Annotated in this window: 26 protein-coding genes and 1 tRNA gene (1 of these 27 only partly in view); 18 read left to right on the forward strand and 9 right to left on the reverse strand. The window is 32.1% G+C overall.

The annotated features are described in order from the left end of the window. Nucleotides 1-9 precede the first annotated feature (9 nt). Nucleotides 10-627: a hypothetical protein gene (locus tag N4A31_01915; GenBank protein MCT4634991.1), complete on the forward strand. Its 618-nt coding sequence runs from the start codon at nucleotides 10-12 to the stop codon at nucleotides 625-627. 2 nt (nucleotides 628-629) lie between these two features. Here N4A31_01915 and N4A31_01920 read toward each other — a convergent pair whose 3' ends face one another. Beyond that, nucleotides 630-938, reverse strand: coding sequence for a septum formation initiator family protein (locus tag N4A31_01920; protein MCT4634992.1), 309 nt, complete (start codon nucleotides 936-938; stop codon nucleotides 630-632). Between the two features lie 362 nt (nucleotides 939-1,300). Between N4A31_01920 and N4A31_01925 the strand changes: the two genes are divergently transcribed. The 5 genes from N4A31_01925 to N4A31_01945 all read left to right on the forward strand — a co-directional run bounded on the left by N4A31_01925 (nucleotide 1,301) and on the right by N4A31_01945 (nucleotide 6,671). Beyond that, nucleotides 1,301-2,368 (forward strand): adenosine kinase, encoded by a 1,068-nt coding sequence (locus N4A31_01925; GenBank protein ID MCT4634993.1) that lies wholly within the window; start codon nucleotides 1,301-1,303, stop codon nucleotides 2,366-2,368. Between the two features lie 104 nt (nucleotides 2,369-2,472). Then, nucleotides 2,473-3,258 carry a DnaJ domain-containing protein gene (locus N4A31_01930; GenBank protein MCT4634994.1) on the forward strand — a complete coding sequence of 262 codons (786 nt, stop codon included), beginning with the start codon at nucleotides 2,473-2,475 and terminating at the stop codon, nucleotides 3,256-3,258. 367 nt (nucleotides 3,259-3,625) lie between these two features. Further along, the gene (locus tag N4A31_01935) at nucleotides 3,626-4,810 is read left to right on the forward strand and encodes a dicarboxylate/amino acid:cation symporter (protein MCT4634995.1); all 1,185 of its coding nucleotides are present in this window, start codon (nucleotides 3,626-3,628) and stop codon (nucleotides 4,808-4,810) included. Nucleotides 4,811-4,955: 145 nt separating this feature from the next. Beyond that, nucleotides 4,956-6,062: a hypothetical protein gene (locus N4A31_01940; GenBank protein ID MCT4634996.1), complete on the forward strand. Its 1,107-nt coding sequence runs from the start codon at nucleotides 4,956-4,958 to the stop codon at nucleotides 6,060-6,062. A gap of 69 nt (nucleotides 6,063-6,131) precedes the next feature. Next, a complete protein-coding gene (locus N4A31_01945; GenBank protein ID MCT4634997.1) occupies nucleotides 6,132-6,671 on the forward strand; it encodes a DUF924 domain-containing protein in 540 nt (179 codons plus the stop codon). A 51-nt stretch (nucleotides 6,672-6,722) separates the two neighbouring features. Here the strand turns inward: N4A31_01945 and ligA are convergent, their stop codons facing one another. Continuing rightward, entirely contained in the window at nucleotides 6,723-8,771 is a 2,049-nt protein-coding gene (gene ligA / locus N4A31_01950; protein MCT4634998.1) for an NAD-dependent DNA ligase LigA, read from the reverse strand. Beyond that, nucleotides 8,764-9,507, reverse strand: a complete 744-nt coding sequence (locus N4A31_01955) for a molybdopterin-binding protein (GenBank protein MCT4634999.1) — start codon at nucleotides 9,505-9,507, stop codon at nucleotides 8,764-8,766. The genes ligA and N4A31_01955 overlap by 8 nt, the downstream gene beginning before the upstream one ends. Before the next feature lie 150 nt (nucleotides 9,508-9,657). Between N4A31_01955 and N4A31_01960 the strand changes: the two genes are divergently transcribed. From N4A31_01960 to N4A31_01970, 3 genes are all read left to right on the forward strand, one after another. Beyond that, a complete protein-coding gene (locus N4A31_01960) occupies nucleotides 9,658-10,452 on the forward strand; it encodes a 2OG-Fe(II) oxygenase (protein ID MCT4635000.1) in 795 nt (264 codons plus the stop codon). Between the two features lie 196 nt (nucleotides 10,453-10,648). Continuing rightward, nucleotides 10,649-11,437, forward strand: coding sequence for a type I methionyl aminopeptidase (gene map, locus N4A31_01965; GenBank protein MCT4635001.1), 789 nt, complete (start codon nucleotides 10,649-10,651; stop codon nucleotides 11,435-11,437). 10 nt (nucleotides 11,438-11,447) lie between these two features. Further along, entirely contained in the window at nucleotides 11,448-12,923 is a 1,476-nt protein-coding gene (locus N4A31_01970; GenBank protein ID MCT4635002.1) for a carboxypeptidase M32, read from the forward strand. 9 nt (nucleotides 12,924-12,932) lie between these two features. Here N4A31_01970 and N4A31_01975 read toward each other — a convergent pair whose 3' ends face one another. Beyond that, a complete protein-coding gene (locus N4A31_01975; GenBank protein ID MCT4635003.1) occupies nucleotides 12,933-14,003 on the reverse strand; it encodes a hypothetical protein in 1,071 nt (356 codons plus the stop codon). Nucleotides 14,004-14,310: 307 nt separating this feature from the next. On the opposite strand from N4A31_01975, the gene N4A31_01980 reads away from it, so the two are divergent. Both N4A31_01980 and N4A31_01985 read left to right on the forward strand, forming a co-directional pair. Beyond that, entirely contained in the window at nucleotides 14,311-14,631 is a 321-nt protein-coding gene (locus N4A31_01980) for a cupin domain-containing protein (protein ID MCT4635004.1), read from the forward strand. 118 nt (nucleotides 14,632-14,749) lie between these two features. Beyond that, nucleotides 14,750-15,598 (forward strand): helix-turn-helix transcriptional regulator, encoded by an 849-nt coding sequence (locus N4A31_01985; GenBank protein MCT4635005.1) that lies wholly within the window; start codon nucleotides 14,750-14,752, stop codon nucleotides 15,596-15,598. A gap of 301 nt (nucleotides 15,599-15,899) precedes the next feature. On the opposite strand, the gene N4A31_01990 is transcribed toward N4A31_01985, so the two are convergent. Continuing rightward, a tRNA-Met gene (locus N4A31_01990) sits at nucleotides 15,900-15,976 on the reverse strand. A 54-nt stretch (nucleotides 15,977-16,030) separates the two neighbouring features. On the opposite strand from N4A31_01990, the gene ruvX reads away from it, so the two are divergent. From ruvX to miaA, 7 genes are read left to right on the forward strand one after another with little or no spacing between them, the layout of a single operon-like run. After that, entirely contained in the window at nucleotides 16,031-16,498 is a 468-nt protein-coding gene (ruvX, locus tag N4A31_01995) for a Holliday junction resolvase RuvX (GenBank protein ID MCT4635006.1), read from the forward strand. 10 nt (nucleotides 16,499-16,508) lie between these two features. After that, nucleotides 16,509-17,000, forward strand: a complete 492-nt coding sequence (locus N4A31_02000; protein MCT4635007.1) for a hypothetical protein — start codon at nucleotides 16,509-16,511, stop codon at nucleotides 16,998-17,000. Next, nucleotides 16,994-18,055, forward strand: coding sequence for a 23S rRNA (adenine(2503)-C(2))-methyltransferase RlmN (gene rlmN, locus N4A31_02005; protein MCT4635008.1), 1,062 nt, complete (start codon nucleotides 16,994-16,996; stop codon nucleotides 18,053-18,055). Before N4A31_02000 ends, rlmN begins: the two co-directional genes overlap by 7 nt. A gap of 41 nt (nucleotides 18,056-18,096) precedes the next feature. After that, the gene (locus N4A31_02010) at nucleotides 18,097-18,411 is read left to right on the forward strand and encodes a cupredoxin domain-containing protein (GenBank protein MCT4635009.1); all 315 of its coding nucleotides are present in this window, start codon (nucleotides 18,097-18,099) and stop codon (nucleotides 18,409-18,411) included. A gap of 15 nt (nucleotides 18,412-18,426) precedes the next feature. After that, nucleotides 18,427-19,233 (forward strand): FTR1 family protein, encoded by an 807-nt coding sequence (locus N4A31_02015; protein MCT4635010.1) that lies wholly within the window; start codon nucleotides 18,427-18,429, stop codon nucleotides 19,231-19,233. Further along, a complete protein-coding gene (locus tag N4A31_02020; GenBank protein ID MCT4635011.1) occupies nucleotides 19,230-20,006 on the forward strand; it encodes a rod shape-determining protein MreC in 777 nt (258 codons plus the stop codon). The genes N4A31_02015 and N4A31_02020 overlap by 4 nt, the downstream gene beginning before the upstream one ends. A gap of 2 nt (nucleotides 20,007-20,008) precedes the next feature. Then, nucleotides 20,009-20,887: a tRNA (adenosine(37)-N6)-dimethylallyltransferase MiaA gene (gene miaA / locus N4A31_02025; protein ID MCT4635012.1), complete on the forward strand. Its 879-nt coding sequence runs from the start codon at nucleotides 20,009-20,011 to the stop codon at nucleotides 20,885-20,887. 32 nt (nucleotides 20,888-20,919) lie between these two features. Here the strand turns inward: miaA and N4A31_02030 are convergent, their stop codons facing one another. The 4 genes in view from N4A31_02030 to N4A31_02045 are tightly spaced (at most 31 nt apart) and all read right to left on the reverse strand, a layout consistent with a single transcriptional unit that may run on beyond the window. After that, nucleotides 20,920-21,267: a DUF983 domain-containing protein gene (locus N4A31_02030; GenBank protein ID MCT4635013.1), complete on the reverse strand. Its 348-nt coding sequence runs from the start codon at nucleotides 21,265-21,267 to the stop codon at nucleotides 20,920-20,922. Nucleotides 21,268-21,277: 10 nt separating this feature from the next. Beyond that, a complete protein-coding gene (locus N4A31_02035; GenBank protein ID MCT4635014.1) occupies nucleotides 21,278-21,658 on the reverse strand; it encodes a hypothetical protein in 381 nt (126 codons plus the stop codon). Nucleotides 21,659-21,689: 31 nt separating this feature from the next. Continuing rightward, the gene (locus tag N4A31_02040; protein MCT4635015.1) at nucleotides 21,690-22,055 is read right to left on the reverse strand and encodes a hypothetical protein; all 366 of its coding nucleotides are present in this window, start codon (nucleotides 22,053-22,055) and stop codon (nucleotides 21,690-21,692) included. An 18-nt stretch (nucleotides 22,056-22,073) separates the two neighbouring features. After that, nucleotides 22,074-22,689: the 3' portion of a hypothetical protein gene (locus tag N4A31_02045; GenBank protein MCT4635016.1), read on the reverse strand. Its footprint extends 239 nt past the window's final position; 616 of the gene's 855 nt are visible here — the last part of the coding sequence; its start codon lies off the right edge, out of view; the stop codon is at nucleotides 22,074-22,076.

Genomic DNA, 22,689 nt, shown 5'->3' on the forward strand with positions numbered 1-22,689 from the left:
GTAATAATTATGCCAAGAGATATAGCTGTGTTAACAGCTCAATTTGAATCTAGCAATAATGCAGAAAAAATAAATCTTTTTAGAGAAATAGTAAATGAAACCATAATACAATTCCAAAGTGGACAGTTAGCAGGAGCTAACATAACAGAAATCCTTAATATATTTCAATCTATGAATCAAGAGTCCTCAGCAATGATTGAAATTGCCGAAGTTGCTAGAGATGTTTTATTAGAACTTCAACATAACAATAATGAATTGTATACAAATCAAATTGAGCCTATAAATACATTGCTAGACTTCCTAAGACCATATCAATATTCTGTTGATGACCAGGAACTTACATTTGGAATTGATGATGACTCTGACAGTGGGGATGAAATAAAAGATGACTCAATAGAAGAAAATCAGACAGAAACAATAACTACCGTCCATGATCCTACTAGGATATTAGAAGAAATTAAGGCTATAACTCAAGGCATGTATCCTCGCAAAATGTCTGGTTCTCCAAATACGTTTTATTTTAATGGCATCGATGGTAATATGCCCTGTAGCTATAGAGATTGGGTAGAATATAACAAAAACCCATTTGGCGGAGATACTTACGACCCAGATGGTGGAATTATGTAGTCCTACTTCTTATCTTCTGGAGCAATAAAGAGAGTTTCTTCAGGTTTTGCATAGCCCAGAACCTCTTTAGATCTTTCCTCTAATAGATCAAGATCTAAAGAACTAGACTTAAGTAAATTAGCTTTATGCTCCAGAATAATTCTCTCTGCTCTAACAGTTTCTAGTTCTTCTTGAAGCTCAGATATCTCTTTATTCAATTTAAGATAAGCAAGGATTCCCCTTCCACCACTTATCATATGGTAACCAAAATAACCTATCACTCCCACCACCAATAAAGTAAATAGCACTGTTCTAATTCTAAACTTAACCAATTTTATTTCTCTCTTACTCGTTATTTAAAGGATAATCCATCCCCTCTTCCGCCATCCTTGCCTTCCCTATTTTTACGTCATCCTTGTGCTTCCCTGTTTTTACGTCATCCTTGAGCTCTTTAGAGCGCGAGGACCCAGTAAAATCTTTAAACTTTAACTGGATTCTCGAAACTTCGGTTCAAGAATGACGAAATACTTTGTCAGCCAGAATAAAATAATTATTAGACCTTTGCTCTAATTCATTTACATTGATTATATGTAACCATCTTCTTATTTATCTGTCAAATATTTATATTTTTTCCTATTGACTCCCTTCCTCTCTTGAACCACTATTAATTGATCCCTAAAAAAGGAAAACTACTATGAAGTTACTAAAAAAATCTCTTATTTTTCTTTCTCTGCCACTTTTTTCTTCCATTTCTCATGCTGAAATAAATAAGAAATATGATGTAATTGCAATCGGCAATGCATTAGTTGATATTATATCATATACTTCCCAGGAGAAAATGACTCGCATAATGCCAACCAACTTTAAAAAAGGAGATACCATAAAAGTAACTGAAAGCACAGCAGATGAAATTGCTTCTAAAATGAGTAATCCACTAATCATTCCCGGTGGAAGCTCAGCCAATACAATGGTAGATCTAGCAAGTATGGGAGGAAAAACAGCCTTTAATTCAATTGTAGCTGACGATGAATTAGGTAGATTATTTGTAAAAAGCTTAGAAAAAGAAAATGTAGATTACCTAAGCCCCTTTGATAAGAGAATAGATAAACAAACAGCTCGCTGCATCACCTTCATAACCCCAGATAAAGACAGAACCTTTGCAGTTGCCACTAATATTATTGACGATTTAGACGATAGCTTCATTGATTATGAAGCCATGAAAAGCAGCAAGATCATCTATACCGACAGCTCCAGTTTAGACCACGGAGGTGTTAGAAGCAAAACTGTAATAAAAGCTTATGATATTGCTAAAAATAACAATGCTCTAAGTGCTCTTAACCTAAACAACAATTATTATATTGAAAATTATGGCCCAGAAATAATTAGCCTATTACCCAAAATAGACATCTTAATTGGCAGCGAAAACGAAGCTAAAAATTTATTTAAAACTCAAGATCTAGAAACAGCAGTCTTAAAATATCTTGAACACATAAAAATTATAGTCATAACACAAGAAGAAAGAGGTGCTTTAATAGCCACAAAAAATGAAAGAATTCATATAGATAGCAAGGTTACACCTGATAAAGTGTCTGACCTAAACGGCGCTGGAGATGCCTTTGCAGCAGGGTTCCTATATGGACAAACTCATAATTATACATTAAGAGAATCTGGTGAATTAGCTGCCAAAGCTGCTGCTGAAATTATCTACCAATCTGGCGCCAGACCAAACCATAGTTTAAAAATAATATTTCAAGAGCAATAACCCCATTAGCTTTAGAAATAATTTATTTATTATTTAAATTAATCTTTTTTTAATCAATGCTTGTTAATATCTGATTGTTTATTTAAAAATGAATGTAAGGAAAAATGGCAGGTCAGAATAACAGTAACGATCATAAGTTAGTCTCTTTTAAGGAGAGCTACCTAGATAAATTAAGATCTTATAACAACGAAGATCTAAGCAGCTTACCCTATGATGTATTAGATGTTAAGGAAAATGCCAGTAAAGAAGAAATCAAAGATCATTTTAACTTGTTATCTCATGCTCTTAAGGATGATTCAAGAGCTATGGACCGTATTAGAAAAGCTTATAAAACGCTGAGTAATGACAAAAGCAGAGCAGAATATGATCGAAAAGTGAGTCATGTTAGGGGGGAGAAAGAACCACCAAACCACTATAACACATTAGGTATTAATTATAATCAATTTGAAATATACGACCTAGAGGCAGCTTTAAAAGTCGCTAATAAGGCTAGTATAGATAATCCTGAAAAAATAAAAAAAAATCAAGAAGCTTATAATACCCTGTCTAATCCTGACAAGAAAAGGGAATACGATCGTATTTTCACTGCTTATCATACAAAACAGGAAAAAGACTTGACCGCGTCTCCCAAACACACTCATAAAGAATTAAAATCGCAGCAAAAAGAAGCTACAAGACAATGGGAGAACAAAGAATATAGAGAAAAACATGCTAGTGCTTATAACGAAGTTAAAAAAAGAAGAAAATTTCTTTCAAGAATGAAGCGTAAGCTCATGGGAGAATATATTTCAAAGCATGAAGGCAGAGCAATAGATATGGTAGCTAGGGGCATGGAGATAAATAAAGCAATGAGTGAATCCCAAAAAAAGAACAAAGGTCGTTCTAGATAATTATTATATTGAAAATTATGGCTCAAAAATAATTAATATCTTACCCAAAATAGACATCTTAATTGGCAGCCAAAGCTGCTGCTGAAATTATCTACCAATCTGGCGCCAGACCAAACCATAGTTTAAAAATAATATTTCAAGAATAACGATTAACTTTTTATGGTTAGCAATAACGTAAACTTATTTATTGACAACAACTTTTAAAAATGTGAACATATATTTTAATATATTACTTTAAATTTATAAGGTGCTGGTTATGTATGTTTCATATCTCTCTGGTTGCATCACTATAAAAGAACCATCCTGTTAAGACTCATATTTTAGTCTTTATAACAATCATAACTATATTTAACAGGATAAAACCCTCATGCATAAATTATTGAAACTTATATCATCACAACCCATGAGGTTGGTGCTCACCATTGCTATAGCATTTCTTACATTTAAATTAATTCCACATGAAATAAAGAGAATATTTCTTACTTTCAGCTTCATTTTAAAAGAAATTCTCATATTCATGATTCCTTTCATAATCTTCAGCTCTGTATATAGTGCCTTTGCAAAAATAAGAGGTAACGCTCTTTCTTTTATGGTGCTATTGCTGGTTTGCATAGTTTCTTCAAACTTTTTTAGCGTGGGAATAGCCGGAGTTTTTAGTTATTTCATAGTATTTACTGGAGATGTTGTTCTCCATAGACCAGAAACTGCACTTGGAATGGCTCCATTATGGGAGTTATCAATTCCAAAATTAGTACCAAATAATGTGGTGCTTTTATTTTCACTAATTCTTGCTTGCATCAGCTATCCTAAGATTGAAAAAAGAGCAAATAAAATTGCCAAATTTACAGCAAAAATTGTAGATATATTTTTAAAGAAATTTTTTGTTCCTTTACTACCAATTTTTATTTTTGGATTTTTATTAAAGCTATTAAGCGATGATATAATTGGCGATGTATTGGCGGTTAACCCTCAAGCCTTCGTCCTTATGATAATTGTATTATTAGTTTATTTATCTATTATTCTTTATATGGCAGTTATCTTCTACCGCAAAAAAGCTGGAGATATATTACGCAATATTGCAGCACCTTGCATAACTGCATTCACCTGCATGTCCAGCGCTGCAGCCCTTCCATTTTCTATTAAAGCCGCGGAAGCAAACACCAAAAATAAGAATGTTGCAGATGTTGTGATGCCAGCAACTGTGAATATTCATATGATTGGCGATTCAATCATTATTCCAACCATGGCAATGATTCTACTTATGGCTTTTGGTCACACAATGCCAGACCCACAAACCTATTTGATATTTGCTATGACTTTTGTTATCACAAAATTCTCAGGAGCGGGAGTTCCAGGTGGAAGTATTTTGGTTATGATTCCAGTACTAGAAAGCTGCTTAGGATTCACAGCAGAAATGACAGCTCTAATAACTATATGCTATATGCTATTAGACCCCATCTGCACTTCTGGTAATGTAACGGGAAATAACTTATTCGTTATTCACTTTAATAAATTATATGGTTGGATAACTAAGAAAAGCAAAAAGATCTAAATTATTAAACAGCAGTATAATATATATGCTATACTGCTACCTCTTTTTTTATTAACAAAAGTTAATAATTTTATTGATTTTTCTTTTAAAACATACTATGTTGCATAATAAATTAATTCTTAATTAAAAGAGCATAGGAAAAACTATGGGAAACCCAACTAAATCAAATTCTATCGGCGAATGTAGCAAAGCAGCAAAAATATGTAAAAAAGCATTAGATAAAGCCCTTGCTAATAGCAATAATTACCAAGAAACATATTATTCTGGAATGGGAAAAATTTTAGATAAACTTTATGCTTCAACTAAAATAGGTTTTGAATGTCGTCCTTATATTATGTGGGATTTACATAAATCATATATTGGAGAGAGCTCTAAAAACTCTATAATGATGAAATCATTTCAATATGCAGCAGCTACCGAAGCAGGACATCAATATTATAAAATAAATAGCGAATTACTAAGTGGGAAAAGAGCTCATGATAGCTTAACTTATAAAGATTTAGATCTCTATACCCAAAAAATGGCTATTTCCTCCAAGCATAATACCAAAAGCACTGAAACTAAACTTAAGCAAGTGAATGGAATTTGGCTTACAAATAAAAATTCCCCGAGAGAAATCCATAAAGACGATATTAAATCTTTAATAGCTCAAAAAAAATTCTTTGAAAATGATGGTCAATGGTCTCATGTTGTATGGACTAATGATAAATCACTTATACCTAAATCAGTTAAATATTTAGAAAAACATAATATAGAAGTTAGATCTATTTATGACTATAAAGACGAACTTAAATTATTTGATGAAATTATAAAATTGATTGATGTAAATAAACTTGGTATGGCCTCTGACACATTACGCTGTTCAATAACCTACTTGCAAGGAGGTGTTTATGCAGATATTAATTATAAGTTCCTTCAGAAAATAGATCAATATTGTAGTAAATATGATATGTTTTCAGCTGATCATCAGAATAATTTATTTTGTGTCAAGAAAGAACATATAGTTATAAAAGAAACATTAAATGGAATGGAATCTCTCCTTAAAAGCCATCCTAAATATTTAAAAAATGGTGATGATCAACCTATTCAAACAATTTACTCTCAATATTACAATTCAATGATTAAGTATTCGAATGATGAAGGAAATATAGATTTTTATTATGACTATTACGATGCTCATGGGATAAAGGATGAAGGCCCTATAGGCGAAGATAACGCAGGGACTACATCCTTAACATGGACAGAATTGTAAAAACTGTATTTTAGCGCCACTTCATATGCTATTATAACTCATCTATAATAATTTTAGAATGGCCTAACAATGACAGAATCCTTTTCACATAAAGATATCCTAGATTTTTGGTTTGCAAAAGAAAATAAGCCAAAATGGTTTATTGCAGATAATGAGTTTGATCAATTAATCAAAGATAATTTTTCCAATATACATAAGAAAGCAAGCAATGGCAAATTATCCTCTTGGCGTAATTCTCCAGAGACTATTCTGGCATTAATTATAATCCTTGATCAATTCTCTAGAAATATGTTTAGGGGTTCTCATTTAAGCTTTGCCAATGATAAAAAAGCTTTAGAATATACCAAAGAAGCATTATCAAAAGAATTTGATAAACAACTTGCCAATGATGATTTGCGCCATTTCTTATATATGCCACTTATGCATAGTGAAAACATGGATGATCAAATTCTAAGCGTAAAATTATTTTCTTTTCTCCCTCACATTTTACCATATGCCCAACAACATATGGAAGTAATCCAAAGATTTGGAAGATTCCCTACTAGGAATAAAGCGCTCAACAGGAAATCCACTCCTGAAGAAACAAGATTTTTACAGAAAGCTAATTAGTATAGTCTATAAATATAATAGCTATTTCTAACTTTATTCTTAACACTCATCCTAGTAATCCTGCAGTTTCATCCATTCATTTTCAGATAAAATATTAAGGCCCAGATCTTGAGCCTTAGTTAATTTAGATCCAGCATCGCTTCCCACCACAACATAATCTAAATTCTTAGAAACACTGCTTAAAACTTTCATCCCCAGGCTTTCAGCTTTAGCTTTAGCTTCTGCGCGGCTCATTTGCTCTAAGCTACCTGTAAAAATAATAGTCTTTCCACTCAAAGATGTTTGTCTTTCATTTTCAACATAATCTTCAATTCTCACTAAATCTTTTAACTGATCGATAATTTGACAATTCACTTTATCAACAAAAAACTCACCTATCATGAATATGGTTTTTCCACCAACTCCATCAATATTATTTAAAAAATCTTCAGAATCTTGATCATTATTAGATATAGCAATCATCATGGAATACCAATTGTCAAAGCTTTGGTAATTCTTAGCCAGCAGCTTAGCTGTTACGCTTCCAACTGAGCGAATTCCTAAGCTATAGATAAATCGAGCCAGACTAATATCTTTTGATTTCTCAATAGAAGCTAAGAGATTCACTACCGATTTCTCACCCCAACCATCAAAAGTTTTTAAATCCTGACTATGATCATTAAGCCTAAATATATCCGCAGGAGATTTAACATATCCCTTCTCAATTAAAAAAGCCAATTGCTTTTCCCCAAGACCATCAATGTCAAAAGCATTCTTGCTAACAAAATGACATAAATGCTCTAGACTCTGTGCAGGACATGCAAGCCCACTTGGGCAGCGAACCACCGATTCTTCCTCTTCACGAATTGCTTTACTGCCACATGAAGGACATTCTTCTGGCAAATGGAATCGAACATTATCTTCAGGGCGCAAATCCATTTTTACCTCCACCACTTGGGGAATCACATCCCCAGCGCGCTGAACAACAACTACATCCCCTATTCTGATATCTTTTCTATCTATCTCATCTTGATTATGCAAACTAGCCCTAGCAACCAGAACCCCACCAATATTAATTGGATCTAACTCTGCTACCGGGGTTAAAGCACCTGTTCTTCCAACTTGCACTGTAATGTTAAGCAATTTAGTATTTGCCCTTTCTGCAGGAAATTTATGAGCAATAGCCCAACGAGGATTCTTGCCAACAAAACCTAGACGTTCTTGAAGCTTCAAATCATTAACTTTATAAACCATTCCATCAATATCAAAATCCATTTTGCTTCTATATTGCTCAATCTCTTGATAAAACTCCATTAGTTGATCTAATGAATTACATAGCTTATATCTAGGATTCACTGATAACCCAAGTGAGACAAAATAATCTAATAATTCACTCTGCTTAGAAACTTTAACATCAGCCTCCCCTATTGCATATGCAAAGTATCGTAAATTCCTACCGGCTGTAATAGAGCTATCTAGCTGGCGAAGTGAACCAGAAGCTGCATTTCTAGGGTTAGCAAAGATAGAAACACCCTTTTCTTCTTGCAGCTTATTTAAAGCATAGAAATCTTCATGGGTCATATAAATCTCTCCACGAATTTCTAACACCCCTTGATGATTTATATTGGAAGGAAAATTCAGCACTTGTTTAATATTGTCGGTTATATCTTCACCCACATATCCATCACCACGAGTGGCTGCATGGATCAATTCACCATCTTCAAATCTAGCTGCAAAAGATAAACCATCTATTTTTGTTTCACAGCAAAATTCTGGACAATGATTGATATTTAAAAAACGCTGTAATCTCTCAATAAAATCCTGTAAATCTTTTTCATTAAAGACATTCCCTAAAGATAACATCGGCTTACTATGAGTAATTTTCTTAAATTTACTAACAACAGGACTGATAACCTGACTAGGGCTATCATCTAATACTAAATTGGGAAACTTCTTTTCAAGTTGAAGATTTAGTTGAAATAATTTGTCATATTCTGCATCAGTAATTACTGGATTGTTTTTTTCATAATATTGTTGGTTATGATATTTTATGGCCTTGGCCAATCTTTCTAGTTCTAATTTTGCTTCTTTTTCAGTTAATTGATCAGGTGTTTTAAACATCTTTATCGAATCTTTCAATTATTTCTAATAACTCTTGCATAACCTTTTCTATGAGCTCTGCATCACTTCCTCTTAAAACCAACGTGGTGCTCCATTTATTATTTTTTTTGGATGGATAACTCCCCATTTCAATCTTTGGATATTTCTCTTGCAAAAGCCCAAAATCTCCAGCAATTTTACCTTCAGATATATCTGTTACAACAGATTTAGAAATAATTGGCTTGCCTTTCTTAAGATGTTTTTTAGCTTCTTCAAACATTGCTTGCATAATGTAAGGAACGCCAGCCATCACAAAAACATTATCCAATTTAAAACCTGGGGCCCCCGTTGCATGATTAAACAAAGGAACAGCTCTTTTAGGCATATAGCACATTTTTATATGATCTTCTCTAAGTTCTCTATTAATCTCTTTTGCATGTTTCTCCATCATTTCTTTAGCATATTTATGGAGAATAAACTCGTCACCAAAAGCCTTAGCCATAGTCTTAGCAGTTATATCATCATGAGTTGGTCCAATACCTCCAGTTGTGAACACATAAGTATATTTTTCTCTTAAGTGATTAACCACAGATATTATATCTTCTTCCACGTCAGGAATCACTCGAACTTCTTTTAACACAATACCAAAATCTGCTAAACCTAGAGCTATATGCTGCACATTAACATCCTGAGTTTTACCTGATAAAATCTCATTACCAATAATAATAATCGCTGCATCAAGAGTTTCTAAATTCATAGTTTTACCCCAATAAATCTTCGTATTCATAATAATATATCATATGGGTAAAACCACAATAGATAAGATCATTTATAACATTTATTATTGATTAATTACCCCCAAGATGATTATATAATATTACAATGAGAGATCCGCTGAAGAACAAATATGGCAAAGTATTTTTTTAATGATGAATGGAAAGACTGGATCTGGTCTAATGTAAAAAAAGGTGTAAGTAAACAAAGAATATATAATGACCTAGTCGCTCAAGATTATGATGTATTCACCATTATCAGCGAATTAAGATTCATCCCTGATATTTTACGCAAACAAGACGCAATAAATTGCAATCACGTGGTCAACAACCTAAAAAATTCAGGTGCAATAGAATTAAACGCACCTATTCCTTTCTTTATTCTTCCAGAATTTATTTCAAAAACAGAATGTCAAAAAATCATTGAAATGCAAAAAGAAAGAAATACTCGCTCTACAACTGGTGACAATAATGAACGCAAAGTTAATGAAAAAAGAATTAGTCTCTCCACTTTTTTTGAACTAGATGAAACTCCAGCTCATTCAGTAATTCAATCAGTAAAACAAAAGATACTATCAACCACCGGTATAACCACTCAATATTCAGAGAAAATACAAGGACAATGGTATAAAGAAAACGGATTTTATAATGATCATTATGATGCTTATGATGACTATAATAAATTCCAGAACCGTTCTGGGAATAGAACCTGGACATGTATCATAACATTAAATGATGTGGAAGAAGGTGGAGAAACTTATTTTCCAAAGTTAAATAAGAGTTTCCCCCCCCAAACAGGCCAAGCCTTAATTTGGTATAATCTAAATGAATATGGACTGGCACACCCATTAACTTTGCATACAGGCAAGCCTGTAATAAAAGGAGAAAAATTCATTATAACACAGTGGTTTAGACAAGAGTCATTATAATTTATAAATTTATCACCTCATATTACGTCACCCTTGACACGAAGGTCCGAGGGGCCAGTAAGATCTTCTTAAATACACTTCAAACAACTTTTCTTAAAACACAAACAAACAACCGTTATGTGAAGTTCTAATTGCATCTTTGCTCATTTATGCTAAATTCTAAGGCTATATTCATACAATAATAAAATAGAGAAAAATGCATAATATAACAATACATAAACCAGAAGATTTTAGCAAAATGCGCATCAGTGGAAAACTGGCTGCTGAGGTTTTAGATTTCATCACAGATTATGTTAAACCAGGGGTAACCACCCTTGAATTAAATGATCTATGTCATGATATGATTATTAAAAATGGAGCTATTCCAGCTCCCCTTAATTATCGTGGATTTCCAAAATCTATTTGCACTTCAATTAATCACGTTGTTTGTCACGGCATACCTGATGATCGCAAATTAAAAGATGGTGATATTATTAATATAGACGTCACTGTGATCGTTGATGGATGGCACGGCGATAGCAGTAGGACCTATTACGTTGGCAAACCTTCAGTTAAAGCAAAGCGCTTGGTGGAAACAACTCATGAGGCTATGATGCGCGGCATCGAGCAAGTTAAGCCTGGTGCTCATTTGAGTGATATTGGCCATGCAATTGAAAGCTATATCAAGCCTTTTGGTTATTCTTCTGTTAGAGAATATTGTGGGCATGGTATTGGCAGAATCTTCCATACTGAACCAAGCGTGATGCATTTTGGCAAAGCAGGAACCGGGCCAGTTTTAGAAGAAGGGATGTTTTTCACTGTAGAACCAATGATTAATGTTGGCACATATCAAACTAGATTAAGCCCAGTAGATAACTGGACTGTAACCACAAAAGACAGACAATTATCAGCTCAGTTTGAACATACAATAGGAGTAACAAGTAATGGATATGAAATTTTTACTCTATCACCAAAAGGATATGACAAACCTCCTTATAATAACTAGGATTTAAAAAATGAAAGCTTATGCAAAACTAGAAGAAGTTTTCAAAAAAATTGGCACATTAAACAGCATCCAAGCTTTAGTTTCTTGGGATAATAATGTTATGCTTCCTAAAGGAGCTACATCTTCTTGTGCAATGCAGATGACATATCTCTCTGGGGAAAGTTATAAGCTCTTAAATGATCCTTCCCTAGAAAATCTTATTGAAGATGCATCAGAGGAAAACTTAAACGATTGGCAGAAGGCAAATCTTTCACATATCAAATATCAATATTTATGTAACAAAGTTGTTGATGAAAAATTTGTTAAAGAAAAAACCAATCTTTCTCTAACTTCTGAATTTAACTGGAGAGAAGCAAGAAAGAATAATAACTTTAAATTATTTGCCCAACATGTCAAACCTCTATTAAAATTAGTCCAGGAAGAAGCCTCACGCAGAGGAGAATTATTTAATCTCTCCCCTTATGATGCCTTATTAGATGGATATGATAAGGGTCGTAAATCTGAAGAAATTGATATTATTTTTGCAGATTTAGAAAACTTTCTACCTGAGTTTATTTCTCAAGCACAAGAAAAACAAAAAACTAGAAAAATTACTCCTTTAAATGGCAATTTCTCTGAAGAGAAGCAGAAAGAATTAGGCTTATTCTGTATGAAAGCTTTAGGGTTTGATTTAAATCGTGGTAGACTTGATGTTAGTGTTCACCCCTTTTCCACTGGAATCTCCCCTAATGATGTGAGAATCACCACTCGTTATGATAAAAAGAGTTTTATCTCTGGATTATATGGAGTGCTTCATGAAACTGGTCATGCTCTATATGAACAAAATCTTCCTCAAGATTATATTCTTCAACCAGTTTCTGGTCATTGTGGTATGACAATTCATGAAAGCCAATCTCTTTTTGTTGAAAATCATATAGGTAATAGCAAAGAATTCTTCGAGTGGATCATGCCAGAAATTATTGATAAATTTGGTAAACATCCAAGTTTAACTGCAGAAAATTTATATAACATAACTAATAAAGTTTCTCCAAGCTTTATAAGAGTGGACGCAGATGAAGTGACTTATCCAGCCCATGTAATTATGCGTTATAAGTTAGAAAAGGCTCTCTTATCGGGTGATCTTCCCATAGAAGAATTACCTGAAGCTTGGGAGGAAGAAATATATAGATTACTAAAAATAAAACCAAAAAACTTCACAGAAGGATGCTTGCAAGACATCCACTGGGCTTGGGGAGCTATTGGGTATTTCCCCACTTACACTTTAGGAGCAATGTTTGCATCTCAACTTGGAGCTACAATGAATAAAAGTATCAATAATGCTGACCTAATTAGAAAAGGTGATTTAAAACCTATTATCAATTGGTTGAAAGACAAGATTCATATTAATGGCTCTAGATACTCTTCAAATGAATTGGTGATCAACTCAACTGGGGACCCCCTAAATAGCGATGTTTTTAAAACATATCTTAAAAAGAAGTATTTATAATTTTAAATATCAAAGACTATAATGCTCCGTTACCTCACCCACAAATGATGTAGGGCTAGCATCTTCATTACCACCTGTATGATATGTATGGTTAGAATCCCCTATCGACATATCCTCCATTAATATATTAACTTCAGGCAATTCAAGAGAATAATAATTTTCTCCTGCAGCAAATAAGCGAATCTCTGTATTACTGGAAGAGGATTCAAATAAAATTGGGCTTTCTCCAATATTTCTATATAGATATATATTTATACTAAAGAAATTTGCTAAATCTTGAATAATTGAAGTGTCTATTGAATACTGTATTGCAAATAATATCATGCTATCTAAATACTCTTCAAATCCATCTATATAAATATTATCTTGACTTCTAACATCGCGTATAAGATACATATAATTTATAAAATCTGTTCTTAAAGAAATTGAATCAGTATAAATAATTTCTCTTGAAATAACGTCAAATATATTACTATTCTCTACTACTAAATACCCCTGTTCTTCAACATCATTAATCATATGTATTCTATAGTATTCAATAAAACTATTTGAAGCCTCTTCTTCATAAAATTCCACTAAGTGAACAAATTCTTCATCTGAACTTAAAGGAAAAATATTAAATAAATTAGGATCAAAAGAGCGCAATAAAGATACTAACTCTATATAAGAAGTGGGGATAGGATGGCTACCTAAAGAAAAACATTCTATAAATAAAGTAATACCAATTCCATTATCTAACATCAACTTAAAAGTCTTCAGCAATTCTATAGACTTATAATTATAACGATTATTTAACATTTCTTTAATGGTATCAATGTTTACTCTAGCTCCATTACTAATTAATAAATTTATGATACCTAATCTATAATACTGACATGCCATTTCCAATGGAGTAACTCCTAGATATTCATCAGAAGCAGCGTTAACACTCACTCCCTCTTCAATCCTGTTCTGCACAATATCTACTCTATTTGTTGCTATAGCAGAGAAGATATCCATATCTCTGTCTCTAATTCTAGATTCAATTTCTAGGTCTCTTTGATGCATAGTTTTAAGTCTTTTATTTGGCATTTCTTTCATATATTATCTTATATTAAAATAACCATATTATTAATATAAATAGTTTTTCCTAGAATAAATAGACATTATCTTTAATTTGAGTAAGTTTATTATTGGAATGCTGTCACAAAAGATATCTAACTATCTAACACATCAAATATATAAAATGAGAAAAATCACTCCAAATAAATAATATTAACAAAACTTAACCTAAAATAGAATAACGCTAGTATTTATCCTCTATAAATATACGTATTATATACGTATTCACTCCCCCTGATAAAAAGTATATAAATATAATATAGTAAATTATTAGGGAGGATTAACTATGTTTATACAAAATAAAGACTCTTTTTTTCTTGATGAAAATTTCTACTTCAATCAATTTATTCCCTTTATCAATAAAGAAAAAGAAAATGAATGGAAGATAAATTATCTAAAAATAAAAACCAACGAAGTTTTATTTCATAATACAAAAGATAATGACGAGCTCATTGTCATTCTTAGTGGAAATGGAGGAATTACTATGAATAAAGAAAGCACTCTAACCAAAACTGGAGATCTAGTTCATTTTCCTAAGAATACAATACGGTCTATTGCCAATATAAAAAAAGAAGACCTTCATGTGATTATTATTACAATTAATTAAAATTAAATACGACCAAAAAAAAATTCGTTGACAAGTTGTATTTATCTAACTACCATACAACCTATGGAATATATCGTTATTCTCCAGTAGCCCTATTCTGATAAAAAGGGAAAATGCTATGATGAAACCGAACGACAATGAAAGAGCCTATCAATATAATAAAGCCATTAACTATAAATTAAGACACATATGCCAGCCATTCTTAAATGCTTCTAAAGCTTCTGTAATTGCATACCATAAGGTTTACTACGAGGGCAGCGCAGTGAGCGTTGCGACAAATTATAAAGTGCTAAAAGAATATTATTTATACGTACAAAGGAAAGGGCTGTTTTTTTTAGCTCATTTACATAACATCCCTACAAACAAACTGTTTTACTTTCTCTGGCCGGAAACAGTAGAAAATGAATTGCATGACCTTATGATCCATCTTGGTATATGGAATGGATTTAACATATATATAAAGCATAAAGACTGCATAGAAAACTTTGTATTTACAGGGGATCTAGACAATAAAATCATGCAAAATTACTGCATTAACAATCTAGAATTAGTAGATAGTTTTATTGGATATTTCATAGAAAAGGCTCATGAATTTATTTATAATATTGATAAAAGAAATATGGCTTTTTTTAACTATTCTAACACTATTAAAACCAGTCCTTCAACGACTCCCAAAATATCCAGTATCTTTGATATTAAAAAGATACCTTTATATATAAATAATAACAAAATTTACCTAACAAAGCGTCAAGCTTTATGCATTAGCTTTATTGCCGATGGACATTCAGTTAAAAACGCGTCCTCCATATTAAATATATCATACAGGACAATAGAGAAACACATCGACAACATAAGATCAAAAGCAGATAATATGTATAGAGATAAACTTATCGATCTGGTTAATCTTCCAGAAAATACAATAATTAAAAATCTAAAATCTGTTCTTAAAAATGAATATAAAACCTAGTACAAATCCTCAATTACAAATTGATTTTTATTGAGAATCTATGCAAAATTATTCCAATATCGTTATTTAAGATTTATAAACTTCAAAGTAATTTGAAGTGATTTAAAACCAAAAAACATCTCATAATAGAAAACCGAGCGAACTCTTGTGTAAACTAAATGGTAATATTGGATGTAACTTTAGCAATAGCTAATATAAGTTCTTTAAATATACTGAACTTATAATAAAGTAAAAACCCCTAGTTTTTTATATATTTTCTGTTATATTACTGCATTTGGGAAATAGTGAATAGAAATTAATATGGTAGCTGGGGAGGGATTTGAACCCCCGACCCCAGGATTATGATTCCCGTGCTCTAACCAACTGAGCTACCCAGCCATATTATTCAAGCTATTATGTATAATGATTCATTTAGGTGTTGTCAAGTAAGCAATGATTATATTTGATATAAATCAATTTAAAAATTCTCTAAAAGATGGATATCGTCTATTAGGACTAGATATAGGAAAGGTAAGAATTGGCTCTTCTTTGAGTGATGAGAATAAAATTTTAGCCAGCGGACATCTTTTATTTAATTTAAAGAAGCAGAAGTTTACTTTATCTAACTTGCGTTCTATTATAGATAATGAAAAGGTCCACGGTATTGTAGTTGGTTACCCTCTTCAAATGGATGGAGAAAAAGGTGATTCTTGTTTTATGGTAGATAAATTTATTGAAAAATTTGTATTACCTCTAAATCAACCTATTTTTCTCCAAGATGAAAGACTATCTACAGCAGCAGTGGGGCGTTTTTTTAAAGAAATGGAACTAACTAGAAAGCAACAAGCTGATAGAAATGATGTAGCTTCAGCTAGATATATCTTACAAAATGTGATAGATAAATTAGAGAATATAAAATAAGGCATTAAAAATGAAATATTATACTATCTTAATATTAATTGTACTTCAAGGATCTGCCTCCGCCTCAAGCCAGGCAATAGCCACATCTAATCCTAACAGTACTACACAAACCCAAGCAGCAAATATACCTACTGCGCAGCCAGAGAAACCATTGCCATCTCTAGGAAGCTGTGATGAATATACAGATTATTATATCTATCAATGCATGCCCCATAAATGCAGTCTACAAATTGGAGACTATGTTGGGGTTACCAGAACAATGGAAACAATAGGATATAAAGATAATTTATGCGTTCATAATATAGTATTTAGAATGCGTAATCCCAAATACCCTCCATCTGAATCTTATATATATTGTAAATTGAACGAACAAGGAAGACTAGAAATGGCTAATTCCTTCACCAGATATAAAAAAGGTGATTTAAAAGCTTATGTAGATCCAGTAATGAGCAAAGAACTTAAAAATCAATGTAAATTTTCTAGAAATCAAAGAGTATGGTAGATATATATAATTTAAATAAATCTGAACTATCCCAAGAATTAAGCATAATGGGAGAGAAATCTTATCGTGCTGAGCAAATATGGCATTGGCTGTATGTTAAAGGGGTTACAAAATTTTCTCAAATGAGCAATCTCTCACCAAGCTTACAAGAAAAGCTAGACAATCATTTCACTATTACTCGTCAGAAAATAGCTGAAAAACAAGAATCTACCGACGGAACCATAAAATGGCTATTAAAGCTAGAAGATGGAAATAAAGTTGAAGTTGTTTTCATTCCTGAAAAAACTAGAGGAACATTATGTATATCATCCCAAGTTGGCTGCACCTTAACTTGTAGTTTTTGTCACACTGGAACACAAAGATTTGTAAGAAACCTCACGACAAGCGAAGTGATAGGGCAATTGGTCTTAGCTAAAGATGAACTAAATGATTGGCATGACTCACCAAAAATCACTAATATTGTAATGATGGGGATGGGAGAACCTTTATATAACTACGACAATGTATCAAAGGCTCTAAAAATTCTTATGGAACAAAAAGGAATTGATTTTGCTCGCAGTCGCATTACCTTATCCACTTCTGGAGTGGTGCCAATGATCGATAAATGCGGAGAAGAATTAGGAGTGCATCTGGCCATCTCGCTCCATGCAGTGAATGACGAACTAAGAAACATTCTTGTTCCTTTAAATAAAAAATATAACATAGAAGAACTACTTAATTCTTGCAGGAACTATCCCGCTAACAGGCATCATAAAATAACTTTCGAATATGTAATGTTAGATGGCATGAATGATTCTATTGAACACGCACAAAAGCTAACAAAACTAATCAAAGGAATTCCTGCAAAAATTAATATTATTCCTTTTAATCCATGGCCAGGAAGTATATATTTATGTTCAAGCAAAGAGAAGATTGCAGCATTTGCTAAAGAAATCAGAGATGCTGGATATCAAGCATTGGTTAGAACCCCCAGAGGGCAGGACATTCTAGCGGCTTGTGGTCAATTAAAAACAGAGAGTGAAAGACAGTCCAAATCTATTCTCTGTAAAACTTAAAAGATGTTAGTTTAAAATAAAATTTGGTATATAATTTAATCATGAAAGCGTTATATTTTTTATTATTATTTTTTTCACTAAACTCATTTGCTACAGATACATATGAAGTGGTAATCCTTGAGCATAAATTTATTCCAGATACTTTAGTTATTCCTGCGAATAAAAAAATTAAGCTTATGGTGATTAATAAAGATGATACTGCAGAAGAGTTTGAAAGTTTTGAGTTAAGAAGAGAGAAAATTGTTCCAGCACATGGACAAATTAAGGTAAACATAGGCCCATTAGAACCTGGCGAATATAATTTTTTTGGTGAATTTCACCAGAAAACCGCCCAAGGAAAAATTATTGTCAAATAAAGGTATATTAAGTATATGTTAGCCACTGCTGTTATTGTTTTTAGAGAAATGCTAGAAATCTGTTTAATTTTAGGAATTATATCTGCTGCTCTAGATAGTCTAAAAAACAAGAAAACATTATTACTGGCAGGAATTACTGGAGGGATAATCCTTTCAATAATTTTTGCTTTCACTATGACTTATATCAATGGATTATTTGACGGAAATGGCCAGGAGATACTCAAAATTATTATTTTAACTATATCCATCATTTTTATTAATCTTACTATTATCTGGATAACTAAACATCGTAAAGAGCTGCATAATAAAATTAACAACGCCACTCAAAGATTAATTAACAAAGAAATAAACACCCTCTCTTTAGTTATTGTTATAATATTTGTAATTAGTCGTGAAGGCATGGAAATAATTTTATTCTTAAGTGGAATATATAGCGCTGGCTCCACCCCGCAGGATCTAATTTTAGGGTCTATTATTGGAACGGCATCCGGCATAACATTTGGGCTATTATTATATAATGGATTATTAAAAATTCATGTAAAAAACTTTTTTAGCGTAATTAATATAATGCTAATATTATTAGCTGCTGGCATGGCGTCTGAATTAGCAAATTATTTAAACTCCGCTGATCTTATTGAAGTCTTATCTAAACAAATATGGGATAGTTCTTGGTTAATCAATGAAAACAGTATTACTGGTAAAATACTTCATAGTCTTTTAGGTTATTCTTCTAAACCAACCCAGCTACAAGTAATTTTCTATGGAACATCTATAGCAATAACTTCAATATTATTAATTAATAGCAAAAAATTGTCTAAATGAAAATAACTAACTCAAGTAAAATTTCATTTGCGATTTGTTTTACTATAGCTCTATTGATAGTGGTAAATTATGATCGAAGTGATCCTTTTTATGACTCAATAAAATCTAAAATTCTTGACATAACCGAACCCATATTAACTTCTGCAAGTTCTGGTATATATGCCTTCAGTGAATTTACTGACAATATCAGCAACCTATTCACTATTCGTAAAGATAATGCAAAGCTAAAAGAGAGAAATAAATTATTAGAACATTATTTTTATCTTTATAAGCAAATAAAAGGAGAAAACCAAGAACTAAAAAGACAACTAAATTACACACAAGAACTTAAATACAACTATGTAACCGGACAAATAATAAGTAGAACTAACAATTACTTAAATAGAGAATTAATTGTCAATATAGGGGAAGATCAAGGAATAAAAAAAAGACAAATGGTCTTAGCTAAAAATACTTTTATCGGTAGAGTAATTAAAACTAGCAACAACACATCTAATATCCTATTAATTACTGATAATGAATCAAAAATTCCTGCCATTGGAGTTAACTCAAGAATCAAATTTATTGCTAGCGGATTAGATAATGGAAATTTAAGCTGCGACTATTTACATAGCAATCAACTAGAAGAAGAATTAGTTATAACCTCAGGAGATAGCGAATTAATTCTTCCAAATATTATAATAGGTAATGTGTTTCAAAAGGATAATTCGTTCTATATAAAACCCATTGTTAACTTCGATGAAATTGAATTTGTTCAAATATTGCAGCCTTAAAGATGAAACATAATAAGATAATAATAATTACAGGCCCCACAGCCAGTGGAAAAACTAGCTTTGCTGTAAAGTTAGCTCGAGAAATTGATGGAGAAATTATTAACGCTGATTCTCTTCAAGTATATAAAGAAAACCCCATCATTTCAGCCCAGCCTACTGAATTAGAGAAACAAAACATTCCTCATCATTTATTTGGCTATGTTATGGGAGATGAAGAATATAACGTTGCCAGGTGGATTAAAGACGCTTGTGAATGCATAAAATCATTAAAGAAAACACCAATTATAGTAGGTGGCACGGGATTATATTTAAAGCATTTAATTTTTGGGCTAAGCTCCATTCCTAATATTCCTGATGAAACTAGATCCCAAGCAATGGAATTATTAAATAAGTTAGGCAATGATAATTTTCATAAGGCATTAAGTGAACTAGATCCAGAAGCAGCAGCAAAAATAAACCCTAATAATGTGAAAAGATCTTTGCGTAGCTACGAAGTAATAAAATTCACTGGTAAGTCTATTCTCCAATGGCAAAAAGAGAATATTAGCTACTTCCCAATTTCTAGCTTTAAAGTGAAAATTCTAGAACCAAATAGAGAAGATTTATATAAGAAATGCAATCAGCGCTTCCTGAATATGTTAGAACTTGGAGTGATAGAAGAAGTAAGGTATCTAATGGCTCAAAATTATAATCCAATTTGCGGAATCATGAAATCTCACGGCGTTCCAGAACTTAGCAAATACCTACTCAAAGAATGGAGTTTAGAAGAAGCCATTGCAAAATCACAGCAAGTCACCCGTAACTATGCAAAAAGACAAACCACCTGGTTTAAACATCAATTCAAACATCCTGAATTAGATGTTGAATTCATCAAACCTTAATATCCTTTAATTTTTTTATAATAGTCACAACCTCAGTCCCTCAACTTCCAAAGAATCCCTATAAATATACCCTTAGCTCTTGGAAGAATTATCATCGCTAAAACCACCACTAACACAGACCATATACTAATAGACAACCAATTAGGCCAGATAGTATTGAATGAAAATGCTATTATAAAGGGAGCCAATAAATGCCCCACGATCAATATAGTTAACCATGCTGGGCCGTCATCTGCACGAATAGCGCCTAAGTGCTCATTACATATTTCACAATGCTCCACCTGTTTTAGATATCTATAGAACATCTTTCCCTCACCACATCTGGGGCAACGTTCTAATAATCCTTTTATAATAACTGGCCAGAATTCTTTTAAACTCATTGAATATAATCTAATCTTCTACAATATGAAATATTTCATCAATACAGTCTATTTTTACTCCATCAGAAGATTCCAAAATGGCAATAACATCAAAAACATTATCCTTGGTTTTAAGACTATAACTAATCACATAATCGTTATTATCAGCAGATTTAATAGTCCTTGTAGGCTCTATATTCCATCCTCCCACCATTTTCTTTATATCTTCAAGCTGAGTCTTTAATTCATCGCGCTTGCTAACTAATTGAGTACGATTTCCTGTTTTAGTAAATTCTGGGGAAAATAACTCCTCTATAATAGAATCATAATCTTGTACAACGCCAGATCCAAAATCATTCTGAAATTTGTTATATCTCTCTGCTATATTAGTTATATCATATTGTTCTGTCATTTTATTTCCCTTTTTATTTAAGTATAAAAATTTATTCTATATTATCCCATGCGGATGGATTATGATCTCCCCATAAATCCACCACTTTAAATAATCTAGCATCCTCAGCAATGTTTTCATCAAGTCTATACTTTAATTTTAATTCTAATGTTGTAGCTCTACCTATCATTTCAAAAATATTATCTGCCACCTCTAGATGATCCTTCATATACATTTTTGCTTCTTCTGAATCGCTATCACATTCTATATCTAAAGCTATACTCCTATCACTACTCTGTTGTAGTAAGTCTGTGAGTTCCGCTTTATTATCTGGTTCATTTATAGCACGCTGCATTAACTCAGCATGCTCTCTCATAACATCTATAACTCGATCGATACATGACTCTAAATTTAACATAACAACCTCCGTTCAAAATTAACATTTATAACTTGTATGAATGTAATATACATTACCATAATCTTTAGGCAGCTCATGTCCCTCTGGAAAATCATATCCAACCGCACCATATTCAATGGTAGGATTATAGAAAATACCCTTATCAATGAATTCTAATCTCTCCTCTTTAGGAATAAAAACATCATGATGATTTATAGGGAAAAAATAAAGCCCCTTATGAGATAAATCAGCAAGAAATTGTAATTTCAACCTGGCTTTTGCCCTACTCTCTTCATTTGAAAGCATCTCATTTCCATCCATTCCATAATTATAAAATGATACTTCTGGATTTTTAAGATGAACACTATCATATAAAAATTTAGTATATTTTTCTAGGGTCTTACTAGGAATAATTTTAGTATAATCACCAGCAATAGATTCAATTATCACCTCATTATATCCTTTATCCCTAGCATATTCTTTTAATCTATCAGCTGCATAATCAGAATACTGAGAATATATATCATTAACATGAAATATCCCCTTATTTCCTTGTTTCTCTACTAACTGATCTAATGTTTCAAATAAAACAGCATATTGATGTGAAGGATTACAATTAACTTCATTATTCTCAGCCAAAGTATCAACATAGTTT

This window comes from Rickettsiales bacterium (genome assembly GCA_025210695.1).
GTDB lineage: Bacteria > Pseudomonadota > Alphaproteobacteria > Rickettsiales > CANDYO01 > CANDYO01.